General features: G+C 40.3%; 17 protein-coding genes. 1 reads left to right on the top strand and 16 read right to left on the bottom strand.

Annotation, left to right across the window (positions count from 1 at the left end; all coding sequences use genetic code 11):
* Positions 1 to 133 precede the first annotated feature (133 nt).
* Positions 134 to 490, top strand: coding sequence for a hypothetical protein (locus tag HMPREF3279_RS07885; protein WP_049370061.1), 357 nt, complete (start codon positions 134 to 136; stop codon positions 488 to 490).
* A 25-nt stretch (positions 491 to 515) separates the two neighbouring features.
* Here HMPREF3279_RS07885 and HMPREF3279_RS07890 read toward each other — a convergent pair whose 3' ends face one another.
* From HMPREF3279_RS07890 to HMPREF3279_RS07965, 16 genes are all read right to left on the bottom strand, one after another.
* Positions 516 to 2,012 carry a conjugal transfer protein TraG N-terminal domain-containing protein gene (locus HMPREF3279_RS07890; RefSeq protein ID WP_005653512.1) on the bottom strand — a complete coding sequence of 499 codons (1,497 nt, stop codon included), beginning with the start codon at positions 2,010 to 2,012 and terminating at the stop codon, positions 516 to 518.
* 8 nt (positions 2,013 to 2,020) lie between these two features.
* The gene (locus HMPREF3279_RS07895; protein ID WP_049370062.1) at positions 2,021 to 2,344 is read right to left on the bottom strand and encodes a hypothetical protein; all 324 of its coding nucleotides are present in this window, start codon (positions 2,342 to 2,344) and stop codon (positions 2,021 to 2,023) included.
* Positions 2,345 to 2,353: 9 nt separating this feature from the next.
* Positions 2,354 to 2,797: a hypothetical protein gene (locus tag HMPREF3279_RS07900; RefSeq protein WP_005687593.1), complete on the bottom strand. Its 444-nt coding sequence runs from the start codon at positions 2,795 to 2,797 to the stop codon at positions 2,354 to 2,356.
* On the bottom strand, positions 2,769 to 5,639 hold the full coding sequence (locus tag HMPREF3279_RS07905; protein WP_049370063.1) for a conjugative transfer ATPase: 2,871 nt from the start codon (positions 5,637 to 5,639) through the stop codon (positions 2,769 to 2,771). The genes HMPREF3279_RS07900 and HMPREF3279_RS07905 overlap by 29 nt, the downstream gene beginning before the upstream one ends.
* 15 nt (positions 5,640 to 5,654) lie before the next feature.
* Positions 5,655 to 6,062 (bottom strand): TIGR03751 family conjugal transfer lipoprotein, encoded by a 408-nt coding sequence (locus tag HMPREF3279_RS07910; RefSeq protein ID WP_005653518.1) that lies wholly within the window; start codon positions 6,060 to 6,062, stop codon positions 5,655 to 5,657.
* A gap of 9 nt (positions 6,063 to 6,071) precedes the next feature.
* On the bottom strand, positions 6,072 to 7,472 hold the full coding sequence (locus HMPREF3279_RS07915; RefSeq protein WP_014064977.1) for a TIGR03752 family integrating conjugative element protein: 1,401 nt from the start codon (positions 7,470 to 7,472) through the stop codon (positions 6,072 to 6,074).
* 10 nt (positions 7,473 to 7,482) lie between these two features.
* Positions 7,483 to 8,352, bottom strand: a complete 870-nt coding sequence (locus tag HMPREF3279_RS07920; protein WP_049370064.1) for a TIGR03749 family integrating conjugative element protein — start codon at positions 8,350 to 8,352, stop codon at positions 7,483 to 7,485.
* Positions 8,352 to 8,996 (bottom strand): PFL_4703 family integrating conjugative element protein, encoded by a 645-nt coding sequence (locus HMPREF3279_RS07925; protein ID WP_047922049.1) that lies wholly within the window; start codon positions 8,994 to 8,996, stop codon positions 8,352 to 8,354. The genes HMPREF3279_RS07920 and HMPREF3279_RS07925 overlap by 1 nt, the downstream gene beginning before the upstream one ends.
* An 11-nt stretch (positions 8,997 to 9,007) precedes the next feature.
* A complete protein-coding gene (locus HMPREF3279_RS07930) occupies positions 9,008 to 9,379 on the bottom strand; it encodes a TIGR03750 family conjugal transfer protein (RefSeq protein ID WP_011271844.1) in 372 nt (123 codons plus the stop codon).
* Between the two features lie 19 nt (positions 9,380 to 9,398).
* Positions 9,399 to 9,800 (bottom strand): DUF2976 domain-containing protein, encoded by a 402-nt coding sequence (locus tag HMPREF3279_RS07935; protein ID WP_005653541.1) that lies wholly within the window; start codon positions 9,798 to 9,800, stop codon positions 9,399 to 9,401.
* A gap of 19 nt (positions 9,801 to 9,819) precedes the next feature.
* Positions 9,820 to 10,065 (bottom strand): DUF3262 family protein, encoded by a 246-nt coding sequence (locus tag HMPREF3279_RS07940; protein ID WP_005750915.1) that lies wholly within the window; start codon positions 10,063 to 10,065, stop codon positions 9,820 to 9,822.
* A 3-nt stretch (positions 10,066 to 10,068) separates the two neighbouring features.
* The gene (locus HMPREF3279_RS07945) at positions 10,069 to 10,389 is read right to left on the bottom strand and encodes an integrative conjugative element protein, RAQPRD family (protein ID WP_005687583.1); all 321 of its coding nucleotides are present in this window, start codon (positions 10,387 to 10,389) and stop codon (positions 10,069 to 10,071) included.
* 160 nt (positions 10,390 to 10,549) lie between these two features.
* Positions 10,550 to 11,236 carry a TIGR03747 family integrating conjugative element membrane protein gene (locus HMPREF3279_RS07950; protein ID WP_005687582.1) on the bottom strand — a complete coding sequence of 229 codons (687 nt, stop codon included), beginning with the start codon at positions 11,234 to 11,236 and terminating at the stop codon, positions 10,550 to 10,552.
* The gene (locus HMPREF3279_RS07955; protein WP_005687581.1) at positions 11,236 to 11,571 is read right to left on the bottom strand and encodes a hypothetical protein; all 336 of its coding nucleotides are present in this window, start codon (positions 11,569 to 11,571) and stop codon (positions 11,236 to 11,238) included. Before HMPREF3279_RS07955 ends, HMPREF3279_RS07950 begins: the two co-directional genes overlap by 1 nt.
* The gene (gene traD / locus HMPREF3279_RS07960; RefSeq protein ID WP_065286034.1) at positions 11,555 to 13,804 is read right to left on the bottom strand and encodes a type IV conjugative transfer system coupling protein TraD; all 2,250 of its coding nucleotides are present in this window, start codon (positions 13,802 to 13,804) and stop codon (positions 11,555 to 11,557) included. Before traD ends, HMPREF3279_RS07955 begins: the two co-directional genes overlap by 17 nt.
* A complete protein-coding gene (locus HMPREF3279_RS07965; RefSeq protein WP_070868813.1) occupies positions 13,801 to 14,307 on the bottom strand; it encodes an integrating conjugative element protein in 507 nt (168 codons plus the stop codon). Before HMPREF3279_RS07965 ends, traD begins: the two co-directional genes overlap by 4 nt.
* Position 14,308: the final 1 nt, after the last annotated feature.

Here is a 14,308-nt window from a genome sequence, read left to right on the forward strand (position 1 = left end):
ATCAGTAAAATGAGTAAAATTTGCGACGTGGATCGCAAAAATTACATTTTTCCTGCTTAAAACGAGGTTTTAATAAAAGAATAATAAGAGTACAATGAGAGTAAGTCAGAGTATTTTTGATAGGAGAGAGAATATGGATGCTCAAAAATTTGGCCATTCTGTCGGACAATTTTTTAAGAAAATTGACCGCACTTTGTCATTTCTCCCAGGAAAGCCTCGTAAAGCTGTTGTGACAGCTGCTGCTCTTGCTGCGAGTCCAATTTTGGCTGGAGTTGTAATTTCTAAAGCTAAATCCTTTAAAGAGACTGATTATGACAGTGGTGCTGAGAATAAATCCATAATGAATACGCTGTTAGAATTTGAAGAACATGAGGATGGCTATCGAGATGGCCCTGAGGGGGTTGGTTTTTATTCTTTTGGAACAAGAATTGATGTTGAGGATGACGTAGATACATTTGAACACATGAATGAGTTTTATGAGATAAAATAAAGGGGGAATATAAATTCCCCTTTTATTATTTTAACTTGCTTTGAATTAACTCTCCGCCTTTTCCCCCTGCTGAACTAGCATGATTTGAACCTTGTTTTAACGCTTGAGACATCGCCCCGCCCATATTAATACCAGCCCAAGACATAGCGCCAAACCATAATGTTGGTAAGAATATAAACATACTTCCCATCACAAAATTAGAGATAATATCGTCTTGCGCATTCTCTAAAAAATTAATATTAAATGAGTTATGAGACGGTGAGCTGTACATAATCTCAATCATATATGAGTCTAACCATCGTGCCAATTCCCACCAAAATGTGGTTGTAATAAGTGCAAAATATACAAAGCTTAGTGTCACTACAGCTTTAATTGAAAAACCACTTAAAATCGTAATGACTGGAATTAAAACTATCAGAGCCATAATCATAAAGGATTGAACCATTGGTAAGGCTTGTCGCATTGCATCGAGACCAGGAAATATCGCTAAACTTCCTACTGCAGTTCCTACAGTTGAGGTGAGTCGAGTGATGGCATTCCAAAATCCAAATTCAACACTACCACCGTAACCTTGATACATTTTTCCTTTTGAAACATCTATGTTTTCAGAACGTAAAAGTGTTCTCAATAAAGCTTCATCTTGGTTGTCGATAGAATTAAAGAAATCACTCACCTGGGCAGATAAGTTTTGACGCATATCTGTAAGTAGGCGAGATTTTAATCCAGCTCCACCTTCATCCCACCATTGATCACAGCTTGGGAAACCGCCTTTCCCCGAATTAGGCAATGCCGCATCTCGATTTGCATCATAAGGGAACGTGCTAATAGGTTGTTGAGCTCTAAAACGAGGGTAGAGTTCGCTGTTATTAATAAGCAATTTACCACCTAACCAGGATGTTTCTCGGATTTGTGCCGGACTCAAGGCAATTTGGCTTGTTTGTAATTTTTGACGAGCCGGGATATAGCATTGTTGCACAAATTGCTGTACTTCAGTTAATAATGCTGGGTTAGTGATTTTTTGATGTTGCACTTCAAATCTAACTTGACGTAAATCACGCTGGCAAGGCAATACTGCAGTCATACCATAAGTTAGACCTTTATCCACTTTGTGCATCAACATCCACCAAATAGGAATTCGGGCTTGTCTGTCTCCAAATGTTGTCGTAAATGGCGCATAGCCTGATTTATCCGGGGAAGCAGGAACTTTATAGCCACATTGAATAGATGAACGTTCATTGTATTCAAGGTTATTCAATGATACCGGGATAAGAGGGGCTAATGTCAAAACAACGATAAGCATTGCTGGAAGGAGTTCGATTGTGAGCCAGCGGATTAATAAATCCCCTTTCTCACCTTCATCATCCCCTTGTTTAGCTACGTCACGCCAAATTTTAAAGATCATTCCGATAAGCGGAAGAAGCCATAACCCTGTTCCAACAAATAACGCAAAAACTCCGTTATTAAGCAACCAACCAAGTAGAGTCAGGAAATATTCAAGATAACTGTCAACTGAGAATGTCATATTTCCCCCTAAGCTAAAGTAATCTGTGTAATCGCTTCAGCAAAAATTAAAATCATCACAATTAACCATTTTGCTTTTGCTGGCATAGAAGATGGTTGGCGACGAGAAATGGAATAGACCATCAACATAATCGCACCATATAGTAATAATCGTATTGCAAACCATATCCACTGCGTTTTAATAAACCAAGCACGAATATCAACATTCTGAAGATATTGAGTTGCAAAGATGCCAATTGCAGTAAGGGCTAAAAATAAAAATAAAAGGATAGCAATAAAACGGAGTACATTTTTAAGCCATCCTCTTGATTGTGGCTTTTCACCTTGAGACATCAGCACTCCTTACTCATTACCCACAGTCTTATCCCCAAAAACTGGGGATAAGTCAGCAGGGGATTCCCAAATTGCAGCTAATTTCCAAAGCAAATATTGAATTAACCAATATGCATCAACGTGATCGGTTAATTCCACATTAAGTCTAGCTGGCCAGTTTTCGGAAGAAAACACAGGTAATTGGAAACGCCCGGAGATATTAAATAATAAATGCACTTCACCTTTATCTCCTTTAGCGTGTACTTTCCAACTTGATTGAGTAAATACACGCTGAGGAAATGCGCTTAATTGGCAGTTTGAACCAATTTTTGTCTTAATTTTTGCAATGAAATGCAGCACGTAGGCTTTCACCTCATCAGAGGTAAAAGCAAGTGATTGGATGCGAGGCCCAATGTCAAAAATACGATGAAAAGTCATATTAGGATTAGGCTGCGATTGAGTTAAGTTCGTCATTGACTGCAATCCCCCGTTTTTTGTCTAAGTCTTTAGCAACCATCAATGCCGCATCTAACTCAGTACAGTTATGTTCCATCATTAATTGTTTACGTTGTGCTTTCTCGTGTTTTTCAGTCATCCCTAGCGCTAAGTAAAGACTAGGTGGGACAACACGGAATAAGGCTTCCATATTGGTTGCGAGCACCACACCTTCAGTATATTTCTTATCTGCTTTTTTCGCAGATAACAACATCATTTTCTGAGCTTCGGATAAACGACGGAAACGGTTCACCTGTTCAACTTCATCATTAGAAAGGTTAAGCAATTCCCACCATTCAACCATACTGAGTAATTTATCAGACTCATCAGGGAAGTCAGCCATATTTTGTGTAGCCAACCATAACCAAATACCCAATTTACGCCACATTTTAGAACCTTTAACCAGGAACTTCGCTAGAAGTGGATTTACGGTAATGATATGCGACTCATCCGTAATGTTCACGATAGGGCGGAAACTGTGTTGATATTTTTCACCTAAGGAGTTGATATGGTTAATTAGGGAAATATACGAAATCGCTAATTCTGCTTCATAACCATCACGTGCAAACATCGCCAAATCGACAAGTGTAATATCAGCCTCTGGCCAAATTTCCCCTTCACGGTTAAAGAATCGACCATTTACCCCGGTACAGAAAATATCCATTGCTTCGGCCATATCAGCAAGGCGAGATGCGCGCTCAGGACGAATATCCGGGCGACGGCTTAATTCCTCAAGTGCGGCTTTTACATCCCCGGTTAAAACTTGACGAGGTGGGGTCTCTTGTGAAGTTTTCTCTGCAGCTAATAAAATAGCCTGGCGAATAGCCGAGCGGTCAGCACGGCTCATTTTCTCATCTTCCTTCGCTTCTCCCCCGGTGATCATTAAGCGAGCGGTTAATTCCATTTCCGCAAGTAAGTCTCGTTGTTCCTCGCCTTCATCTTCATTATCGTCATCATCTTGAACTTCAAGATCGATATCCATTTCCAATAAACGATGCGCTTCAGAGAAGAGCGGTAAAGCGATGTTACTACTTGGCTCAAGAGATACCCGGTTAACCGTTAAACCGTAACGCTCCGCATAATCTGAAAACAATCCAAAAGAGTTACCTGCTTCTACAATAAACAAGCGAGGACGGTGCACAGCCATCAGTTGCGCCATTTGTGCGGTTAATGTTGCCGATTTACCTGAACCTGTAGGGCCTAAAATGAGCTTATGCGCATTTTTAGTCCGGTCTTTAGGGTTTAGTGGGTCAAAATCTAATGGGCTTCCACCGCGGTTAAAATAGGTGATTCCTGGGTGTCCCGTTCCTGTCTCACGGCCAAATACAGGTAACATATTCGCAATGTGTTGCACCCAATAATATTTGGTATAAAAACGAGATTTTGCATCTAATTGAGGATTAAAATTCATCGGTAGCCAGCGTAAATAGCTATTAAGAGGCGCAACTTCGTTGCCTTCTTTTACCGGCACTAAATTATTACTGAGTAAAACCGTTCTTAATTCTCTTGAGCGAATGCGTAGCTCTTGATCGTCTTTCCCTCTTACATAGAAAACCATGCCAGCTTGATAAAGCTTGTGTCCGTCTTTTAAATATTCAGTTACTGTGAGGGCATCTTGTTTTAAATAGATAGACTCATAGTTATTACCGACAGCTCGACTACTTAATTTGTCTAAATGCGCCTGTAATTTATCTTGAGGATGAATGACTACAGTGATAGCCATAATGGTTGATTCCGGCAATAAATCAAATAGTGCATTAATATTACGACCTCGAGTGACTTCGCCTGTCATGTGGCCAACATCTGGCTGCTTACGAATATTATCAACTACAATGACTTCGTGAGGTTGCTCATTAAAATACCAATAGCCATTTTTACTTTCCGGTGGCGTAAAAAAGAGATTTTCACTAAAATCTTGGTCTTGTAATGGTAGAGCAGAGTCATCCTTAGAGAGTGATAAAAGATCATAGCAAGCTTTATCATCGAGTCCGTTAAAATAGCGTGATGGATTTGGATTAAACCATTCTAATAACCAACGATGAATTTGAGTTTCATTTTGGCGTTCCATGGTTAATCCTGCTGTGATAAAAGCACTTTGAACACGATCACAAGCTGTATTTAATTTCTCGATTGTATCTGTCTCATTATTTCCAGCATAACGATAAATAACCATGCGTGTTTTACGCACTTTTCCAGCCCATGCCGTATTTGTTACCCGGTCATCAACAAAAAGCCCACCTGGTTTACCTACTGCTTTTAAGTGACGCTCCATTTCACCAAGCCACTGTTCTGTAAACTCACTACCGCTCGCTTCAGGTGAAGTGGTTTTAATGTACTGTCTCAGATTCTCAACATAACCGCTTAAATCCTTGTCATCCTGGCAATAGAATTGTACAACGTAAGGATTGGTATCAAGTTCATCGAAACTATCCTGTAAGGCATCTTTAACCAATGTGCGAACGCGATTAAGATAGTCGCTGCTTCTTCCCTCAGTTCCTATAGGCTTAATATCAAATACCGCACCTGCACTTTTAGCATCATCAAAAAGCATTACGCCTTCTTCTTCCAAATATTCCGCATAAGGAAGATTGGAGATAAAAGAGGGATCGCGCCCATAAAGCATTTTAACATGTTGCTCTCTGGTCATTTTTCTATTACGCATAACAGGAGTGATTTCAATCGTCTCTTCTACGTTATTGGTATCATCCTGCTGTGCTTCTTCCGGTGCAATGGATGTTAGGATAGGTTCCTTTTTAGGTTGAGGCTTATCACCCTTTTTAGCAGGGAAGAAAGCCTCTAACACGTCTTGGAATAATGCCATCGTTTCTTACCTCATCTAGTACATTCTTGTACGCTCACCCGGTTGGGCATATTGCACACGTCCATAAAATGGAATTACTGAAGAATAACCTGGTACAGGCATTTGCTCTGAGGAATCAGTTAAGTGCGGATAAACATACATCACTAAATCAGGGTTTGGTAAACGAGGGAAAAGGTTTTTCACCTCGTTTTCTGCTGTACGGGTATAAGTTTGTTGTTCACGAGATGAAACGTAATTTGGTGCATCAATAAGACGGCCATTCGGTGTCCGATAAGATGTAATATTGCTATCATTACCACCTTTATTCCAAATATCTTTCATCGTTGCATCGCCTGTTGGCAATAAATCACCTTGAGAAGTTGAGCAGCCAGTCAAAACACTACTTGCGGCTAAAATCACGCCCATCATCATTAAAACTTTCATTATTGCTCCTTAATCCAAGTTAGATTGTCTTGAGGCTTGTCCGTATTTCACTTTTCTAGACATGCGGTCATAATCAATATCAATTTGTTTTTCGATGTGTACAGCCACTTCTTTACCCGGTGGAACATATACCGCATCAAACATTTGGCCATAACGCTGGCGGAACCAGTCTGCAGTTTCTCTCAAACCGCCACCTAACGCTTGACCAAGAATATACTTACCGTTATTACCCGTTACCGCACCAATTACTGCACCGCCATCAACCACTGTTGTTGATTGAGATGATGATAAGCCTTGTGCAGCTGCGGAAGCCCCCGTTAAGAAAAAGTTGGTTGTTAGATATTCCGGAGCATTCGTTCTGCGTTCTCCAGGAATGCAAGGCACACCGTGCGGATCAGATAACCAGCCAATTTTATTGTTAGAATCATCCGTTGAAACAATGCGCCCATCGCTAAACACAAAAGTTAAGCTTTTCACATCACCACGAACACAAGATAGCGTCCAGTCACCGCTTGCTGTTCCAGAGACAATTGCGCCTTCAATATCCGGCAGTTCAATACCATTTGCAATTAAGTTATCTCGACCAATAAGCAATTTAAACGGATAAGGCTCGGTCACATTATTATCAATCGGCACACGCCCAACAAGCGCAGTCATAGCAACAGAATTAGTTAAAGTAGAGTTAGCTGCAATTGTGAAAAATGGTGTAGCGGTATTAAATATTGCATTATTACCTGTACTAGATTGCAATCCATCATTAGATTTTCGGATGTCATTCACATTGTTATCGAAGGTTTTGGGAAAACCGATTCCTGCACCATTTACACCAATACCTTGTAGAGCATTCCCTTGGCTGTCTGTAGTTGGCATATCACTAGGGTTCACCCAATTAATTCCCCCTCGAGTTTCAACCTGAGGGCCAGTTGTTGCTCCGTTTATTGGTAGAGGAGCATTGGGATTTGCCTGGGCATTTCCATTCCCTACAACTTGATTACCAGCTTGTACAACCTGATCTTTTAACGCATTAATCTCATTAATTAACGCCCCTGTTTCTGCTTGTACCGCCTGTTGAATTTGATAATCCGTATTATTTGCTTGATTTTTTAACTGCTCATTCTCTTTTACCAAGCGGTCATTTTGTAAAATCACTTCATCAAAGCGTTTGTTATTTTCCTTCACTTTACCAATAAGTGTTCTCACCGTATCTTTAGATGTATCACCCTCAAGCCCCATTGAGCGTAGCTCTTCCGGTGATAAATCTTTGAGAGAGAGATCTAAAGCATCTTCTTTTTTGGTTTCTGCTGTAGTTGTTGAGCTACTACCGGAGAAAAGAAATCCAGCCATCAGCGTCACGACAAGCGCGGTAATCCCACCAATAACATAGAACGCTTTATTTGCTTTCATTTGCATTGTTCTCTCCTTATTTCGTTTGAGTTGTCACTGTTGTGGTGACTTTTTTCAATTTTTTCGGTTTATATGAATTTGACTGAGGGATAACAGAATGATTAGGTGAACCTTCTGTCACAAGATATAACGTTGTGGTATCTTCAGGTGTACCATGCCCCCCAAGCCAATTATGCTGAAATGTTGCTGCATAAAATCGTCCTTGCAATTCTCGAGGATCTAAATCAATGCGAGATTGCCCCTGGTTTTGCAAGCGAATCGCAGTGACAACATATCCATCAAGTTGCCAGCTGAGTAATGGAGTAGCTCGCACAGGCAATGCAGGTAAGAGCGTTTTAAGCGGTGTAGGAAGGCGATGTGAAACTTGGCGCACACCTTCCAAAGGCTCAACTGAACGTAAAGGCGCATAAAACATTTGTGCGGCATAACGTGTTAATGCAGCTGGAGCGGGGAGTGCCGGACGCGCATTTGGTATTGGTTCGTTATATGCATTTGCATCTTGGCCATAAGCAGTTGTTTGTTTTTCAACTTTATTTTCATAAACAAAACGAATTGGCTCACTTGCATTGGCAACAGAATGCTTCGCTTGCACATCAAGTAAGATTATTTCTCCGGTTGCAACATCCATAAGCTGTAAGCGTGTTTTGGGGAAATCTGCAGTTGCTTTTAAATAAACCGCACCGCCAGTTGATTGAATGCGAAGCTTGCTATCTAATTCAGGTGGATAACCTACTTTTACATTTTTATCTACGAATAGAATACGTTCTTTTTCGATTTGTAAGTCAATAGGTAACGGTTTGCGCGCCCATTTCATTAACACATCGGCAGATGCCGTCATTGGTGAAAAGATAAAAGCCGCGCTCAGTAACAAAGTGAGTTTTTTCATTATTGGTTATCCCCTTCTCTAAATTCTTTTGCTTCTAAACGTAATGGAATTGAGCTGTAGCAGTTAAATCCCAATCCCCAAGGATTGTTCTGTAAATCTGTTTCCATGCGCACGATATTGACCGGGAAGCGGGTTAAAACACGTTTTACTGGTTCATCTTTGAAATACTCATCTACACTTAAATCAAGATTAACCGTCCAGCTATCGGGGCTATGAACAATCACACTATTATCTTTAAATCCACGTCCCACAATTTCATAAACACCACGTGCACGTTCCCGTAATTCACCGTTAGATAAACGGTCATAGTAGTCTTTCTTCAAAAATTCTTGGCAACTTGGCGTAATAAAGGCTTTATTTCTTTCAATATTTAATTTGTATTCTTCCTCGCCATTCTCCATCCAGCGGTTTAACTGCTGGAAGGTTTGATAAGCAAAGGCATAAACGGTTGATTTTGGCACTTCCCACCAAGGGCGTTGACTTCCCGCACGTAAATCCGGTGGGTTATAAATCATTAACCGACTTGGCGCGGTAAAAATAATGGCACATAGCACCAAACAAATCACAAGCAATGCACCGATAGCAATTCGCCCGGTCATGATTTCGCGATTTTTTTGATGAACAATCCCTTTTAAGTCTTTCATAATAAACTCTCTTATTTTTTAACTCGGCGAATAGACCAAGTGCCTTGACGGGAGATAAAGCGATTCCCCCCTAATATTCCATCTAATTTAACCTCAATCATTCGATTCAAGTAGGCTTCCGGCTTACCTCGTTTAAGGCGCGCAATAATCACTTTGCCAATCACCACAGAAAGAATGCAAAACAACATGGCGAGAGACGGAATTAACAACCAAAAATCAAAGCCTAAGGCAAAACAACAAAGGAGGCCAAGCACTGCACCTAAGATAAATCCCATTGCTGCAGCCAACATAAATTCACTTACAGATAACCCGCCATACACACTCGATTCACGATTTAATCGAGTAGGAAGAAAGGGGATCGTTTGCTCTTTATCACTTGACATCTTGACCTCACAGAGATAATTAAAACAGACCGATAGCCAATTTCACCAACCAGAGGCTGAAGAAAATTAAAATGAAACCAAGAATAAGAGCGATAATAAATGGGCCCCATCCTTTTTTGTCATTTTCGTCAGTCGCTGCGTTATAGGTTTTAATTAATGCTTTAACCACTGTCATGATTGACCATGCTGCAAATAAAATTGCAAACAGGGTTGCCAATGATTTAGCAACAAGATAGATAATTTCCATCGGGTCTTTGGTATTGCTATCTACGCCTGGGATTTTAAAATCAGGGATTTTAGAGGCATTGATACCATTACCACCGCCTGTAGCAAATGCATTTTCAACGGATAACCAAAGTAAAGTTACTACCGCAAGAAAACGACTTGAAACATTCTGAAAGAAGGATTTAATCAACTTCATGAGATGTCCTTATGGTTTATTAAATAAAAAAGCTGACAACACATATAATTAATGCTGCGCCCCATAGAATCAGTTTAAAGAATGACCAAATGTCACCATCATTCACCATGCCTTTGTAGCCATGATTAGTTGACCACATATACGCAAGTAGTAATACGGCAATCAAAATAATGGCCAACATGATTTTCAGTTTTAGCGGATCTAAACCACTTACAGCATAAAAGCTGTCTAACGGTGAAACAGAAGGGAAATTAGCGTTACTCATCTGCTATTGACTCCGAAGATTGAGATAATCTTCTTTTAAGTTACGAATAGCTTTAGGATTTCTAGGAATAGCCCGGGAAGGGTTAATATATTGTTTAATCCCTGCCTGTACCGTAGCAATATCTTGATGTGCTGAAGCGTAATCAAAATATTCTCGACTTTTCGCAGAAACCTTTGCACTTGCAGCTGCTCTCTGTAATGAGAGTTTTGCTGCATCCAACTGTTTAATTGCTTGCGCTAAATGCTCTTGCTCTGTTGCTTGAGCACTTATAGCGCCAAACAATAACCCTATTGCTAGAGATAAACTGAAAATATTTTTAGTCACGGAGAACTCCTTACTTGAAACAGATTCCAAGCAAAGAGTGCCAAAGAAGAGAGGGAAATTTAATGAGAAACTCTTTTTAAATTCAAAACAGTTTTTAGTGATAAAAAAGGGCGCTTATTCTTGGAAAAATAAGCACCCATAATGACAACATAGAGGAATATTAAAGGTATTTTTTAAAGCTCGCTGCCGTTACACAGATGGATAGTCCAAATAGAAATGCAGCTGGCACCAAAATTATATTCGGGTAAATAGAAATTGGGATAGAAAGATACAATACCCATGCCGACAACATAATCGGGCCAATTAATCGACGTGCATGATGATAAAGAAAACTAGATTCTCTGCCCGCACCAAATTTGCGACGGTCACGCATCATTAACCCTTCAGTAAAGCCCGCAAATGCGGCTAACAAAAAGAGTGGGGAAGTAAAAACAATCACTACAAGTCGAATAACAAAGGTGATAAAAACATAAATCACTGACTCAATATAAGCTCGCCCATAATGATACACCCACAAACCTACGCCACTATGCTCACGAGGGTTGGCTAACCAATCTTTTACACCTGTTTTCACAAAAAGCCATTCATGTAATGACAAAATAAGACCTTCAGCCAGCTCTTTTGGAGAATGATAGAAAAGACCTCTCGTTAGACTATCAGAAAGCCATCCAAGCTCAGTTAGCATCATTTTTTGACTGTGTAAATGACCTTCTTCAGGCCATAAAAATGCAATACCTAACCATTCAAGAATAATACTCAAAATCAGGGAACCCAATAAGGCGGCTAATACCGCATTAATGTAGTAAAAAAGACCCTTTTTCTTTTTTTTGACTTGTTGTTCTGCCATTACTGTAATGTTCCCGCTGGAGATAATTTACAGTGAAAGAAAAGATAACCTTTTACTTCACCGTCTAAAAAAATTTGAATTGCCTGGATGCCATTTTCAGATTTTTTTACATCATTAGCCGTCCAAAGTGAGATGCCTTTATTTGCATACTTTTTCGCAAATTCATGTGTGGTATAACGCTGATTATTCCAATCTTCCAAATAAGGTAAAAAGTAATTAAGTAATTCATCAGCGTTTTCCAGCCCACAAGAACAGCTAGTGACTGAATTGAAATCTACGCTCATATCCGGAATATCAAGCAAGTTCATATCCGGCTGATTAATTATCTGTGTCATCAAAATCATCCTCATCTGTATCATCATTCTGATCAATATCTTCATCTTCCATATCTTCAGCAACTGGAGTTTCAACATCCCCGAAAAGCATTTCTTCTCCTGCGTGTGAAGGCGCTCGATTTAATGACATTGACTGAAAAGCGGTTGCTATATCTTGACTTGGCGCATAATCAGAAAATGCAGATTGCCACCAATTTGGAGAAATATGGTAGTTTTTGCGCATATAAGCCGTCAATTCTTGAAGCGATTCCGGCATCACATCATCTTTATCAACCGCAGGTAAAGGCATTCTTAATTTATAAAGCGTACTTCCCTCAAGAAGGGCAAATGCCTGACCTTTTGGTAGATTTGTAATATGTGCTGGCGATAACATTGGCACCATTTTTTCAGAAATACGTTCACCAGTATTAGACGTAAACGCCTTGCCATCATCCGGATTGCTGTTATCCGTCGTACTTGATGTCACCATGCTTTGATAAATTGTGACATCGTTGAGCTGACGCGTTAAAAACTCTGCAGTGGCCGGCTCTTTTACCCGGAACATTAAAAGTGTATTGAAGTTACCTGTTGTTTGTCCCGTTTTTGCCTTACTTCCAATACGAGCTTCAATATCTGAAAGTGTTTGAGTATAGGCTGTTACCTGCATTCCCGCACCACGACCTTTATTGATCAGCGGGATAAATTCATCCCCCATCAATTCATTGAACTCATCGCAATGAAGGTTGATTTTAGGCGGTTTGCTTTTAGTTTTAAATGCATCTGGCAACCCCTCATCTACGCCAAATTTATAAATATGACCAGCCATTGATACCAAATCAGCAAACATACTATTACCCACAGCTGCAGCTACGGTCGCATCGGATAATGCATCTAATCCAACGTAAACAATCCCTCTTTTCCGAATAATAGATTCCCAATCAAAGATAGGGCGCTCATCATGAATATCAGTGTAATCAGGCGAGAGAAGCTCTGCAGTTTTACCTGTTGTGAGTTTTTCAAGTAACGGTAAAAGCGATGCCACAATTTTATCAAAATAGGTTTTATCGTAACGTACCGCACTTGATAATCCCTCAAGTACCGGGTCAAAAATCTTATTCTCTAAAATATATTGGTTAATAACAGCAATAAGCGGTCTATCTTTCATCGAGAACGGTAAATTTTTTACATCTAAGTTAGCCGCAACCGAAGCCAAAGTTGGCCATATTTTCTTATCGACGGCATCGAAATGAAGTTTTGCGTAGTCTAAGAAAAGTGCATCAATATTTTGTACAAAACGCGAGATTTGCACATAGTCCGGGCGTTTTCCCATTTCAACCAATGCACGGGAGACAATATTCACAAAACGCCACGCAAACTCTTTAAATGCTGCACTATTTCCAGCTCCACTTAATTGCCCGGAAATACGTCCTGCCACTTCAGAAATTCGACCAAAGCGACCAACGGGGTTATAACGAGCAGATATTTCAGGATGTCCTAAATGGAATACATAAAATTCATTTTCACGCCCCGCACGTTTCGCTTCGGCATACATTCGTTTTAACATGTCCGGGTCGCCTTTCGGATCGAAAAAGACAACCACTTCACGCTCTTCAGGTGTTTTACCTCGATGTATATCTTGTGTAACAAGCACTTCAGCAAAACGCGTTTTCCCTACGCCAGTTGTACCAAATACTAAGGTATGACCGCCACGGTCGCCTAACGGAAGCATAATATCGCGTTCATTCGGCTCCACACCATGCATCACCGGAATGCCGCCAACTGGCGGTAGCGGTCTGACTGGATTTAATGGAGAGTCCATTGAAGTGAGTCTAGATAACCAATTATCATGCACTTTTTCATAATCACGAGCGGCTTTAAACCACTTCCCATTTTTCCAATAAATTTGCCCATTTGCAGAGAAACAGTCATAAAGACGTTGCGTATGCTTTGGCTCCCATTCAAAGCCTCGTCCTAAGAACAAGGCTTTTTTACTTACTGGAATTTGACGACTGGTCAAAGCATAGTGAGGGAGTCTGCGTAAATTTCGGTGATAGCGTACAATTTCCATGCCTTGACGAAAACGCATAACCCCCATACCTGCGAAAGCGGCCCCTAATCCATATCCAATAAGAGGATTTAATGCGAGCGACCAAGGCGCACCGCAACAAACAAAAGCACAAGTACCATGGACGGCAGCTGGAAAAAATTCAACAGGCGGTCTAAGTAAACCTTCTAATACATGTTTTTGACTCATTGCGACAATCCTTCTGAAGTCAATAAAGCAGGGTAGTGAGCAAGATTCAATCTTGAAGCTAAGTCATCCCCTGGCGTTGGCATTAAGGTTAAATCAGGTGCTAATTGGCGTAACTCGCTTAATTCGTTTGTTGTTTTAACACTTACCACAAGTCCCATTGCACCAATTTTTTTAAGGTAATTATAATTAGCGTGTAGCCAATTTTTAGATAAGTTATCTGTTCCAATAAGAAAAATAGGCAACATTCCAGGAAGATTCATTCTGACTGGTTGTATTTGGCCCGGTGTCATTCTATGTGAGGCTACAGGCAAAATATCCGCTTCGGTTAATGTTGAAGGAACACTGTTAGGGTAAGCTTGAACCATTGATTCGTCCGGTTGTAATGCTTCATAAAAACGGACTGCACTTTCCCCGCCAAAATCACCAATAACTTTTAATTCAGCTTGCGCCTGAACTACTGCTCCTAAGCAGACCAAAGAGAGGAAAAAGGATTTATACTGCATA

The organism is Haemophilus sp. HMSC71H05, from assembly GCF_001838635.1.
GTDB classification, from domain to species: Bacteria; Pseudomonadota; Gammaproteobacteria; order Enterobacterales; family Pasteurellaceae; genus Haemophilus_D; species Haemophilus_D parainfluenzae_R.

What these genes read in the sequence shown, in the direction of transcription:
- traD (WP_065286034.1), bottom strand. Translation starts at nt 13,804, where the DNA reads ATGAGTCAAAAACATGTATTAGAAGGTTTACTTAGACCGCCTGTTGAA.
- HMPREF3279_RS07910 (WP_005653518.1), bottom strand. Translation starts at nt 6,062, where the DNA reads ATGAAAGTTTTAATGATGATGGGCGTGATTTTAGCCGCAAGTAGTGTT.
- HMPREF3279_RS07940 (WP_005750915.1), bottom strand. Translation starts at nt 10,065, where the DNA reads ATGAGTAACGCTAATTTCCCTTCTGTTTCACCGTTAGACAGCTTTTAT.
- HMPREF3279_RS07920 (WP_049370064.1), bottom strand. Translation starts at nt 8,352, where the DNA reads ATGAAAAAACTCACTTTGTTACTGAGCGCGGCTTTTATCTTTTCACCA.
- HMPREF3279_RS07905 (WP_049370063.1), bottom strand. Translation starts at nt 5,639, where the DNA reads ATGGCATTATTCCAAGACGTGTTAGAGGCTTTCTTCCCTGCTAAAAAG.
- HMPREF3279_RS07900 (WP_005687593.1), bottom strand. Translation starts at nt 2,797, where the DNA reads ATGACGAACTTAACTCAATCGCAGCCTAATCCTAATATGACTTTTCAT.
- HMPREF3279_RS07885 (WP_049370061.1), top strand. Translation starts at nt 134, where the DNA reads ATGGATGCTCAAAAATTTGGCCATTCTGTCGGACAATTTTTTAAGAAA.
- HMPREF3279_RS07950 (WP_005687582.1), bottom strand. Translation starts at nt 11,236, where the DNA reads ATGGCAGAACAACAAGTCAAAAAAAAGAAAAAGGGTCTTTTTTACTAC.
- HMPREF3279_RS07925 (WP_047922049.1), bottom strand. Translation starts at nt 8,996, where the DNA reads ATGAAAGACTTAAAAGGGATTGTTCATCAAAAAAATCGCGAAATCATG.
- HMPREF3279_RS07915 (WP_014064977.1), bottom strand. Translation starts at nt 7,472, where the DNA reads ATGCAAATGAAAGCAAATAAAGCGTTCTATGTTATTGGTGGGATTACC.
- HMPREF3279_RS07955 (WP_005687581.1), bottom strand. Translation starts at nt 11,571, where the DNA reads ATGACACAGATAATTAATCAGCCGGATATGAACTTGCTTGATATTCCG.
- HMPREF3279_RS07965 (WP_070868813.1), bottom strand. Translation starts at nt 14,307, where the DNA reads ATGCAGTATAAATCCTTTTTCCTCTCTTTGGTCTGCTTAGGAGCAGTA.
- HMPREF3279_RS07935 (WP_005653541.1), bottom strand. Translation starts at nt 9,800, where the DNA reads ATGAAGTTGATTAAATCCTTCTTTCAGAATGTTTCAAGTCGTTTTCTT.
- HMPREF3279_RS07930 (WP_011271844.1), bottom strand. Translation starts at nt 9,379, where the DNA reads ATGTCAAGTGATAAAGAGCAAACGATCCCCTTTCTTCCTACTCGATTA.
- HMPREF3279_RS07895 (WP_049370062.1), bottom strand. Translation starts at nt 2,344, where the DNA reads ATGTCTCAAGGTGAAAAGCCACAATCAAGAGGATGGCTTAAAAATGTA.
- HMPREF3279_RS07890 (WP_005653512.1), bottom strand. Translation starts at nt 2,012, where the DNA reads ATGACATTCTCAGTTGACAGTTATCTTGAATATTTCCTGACTCTACTT.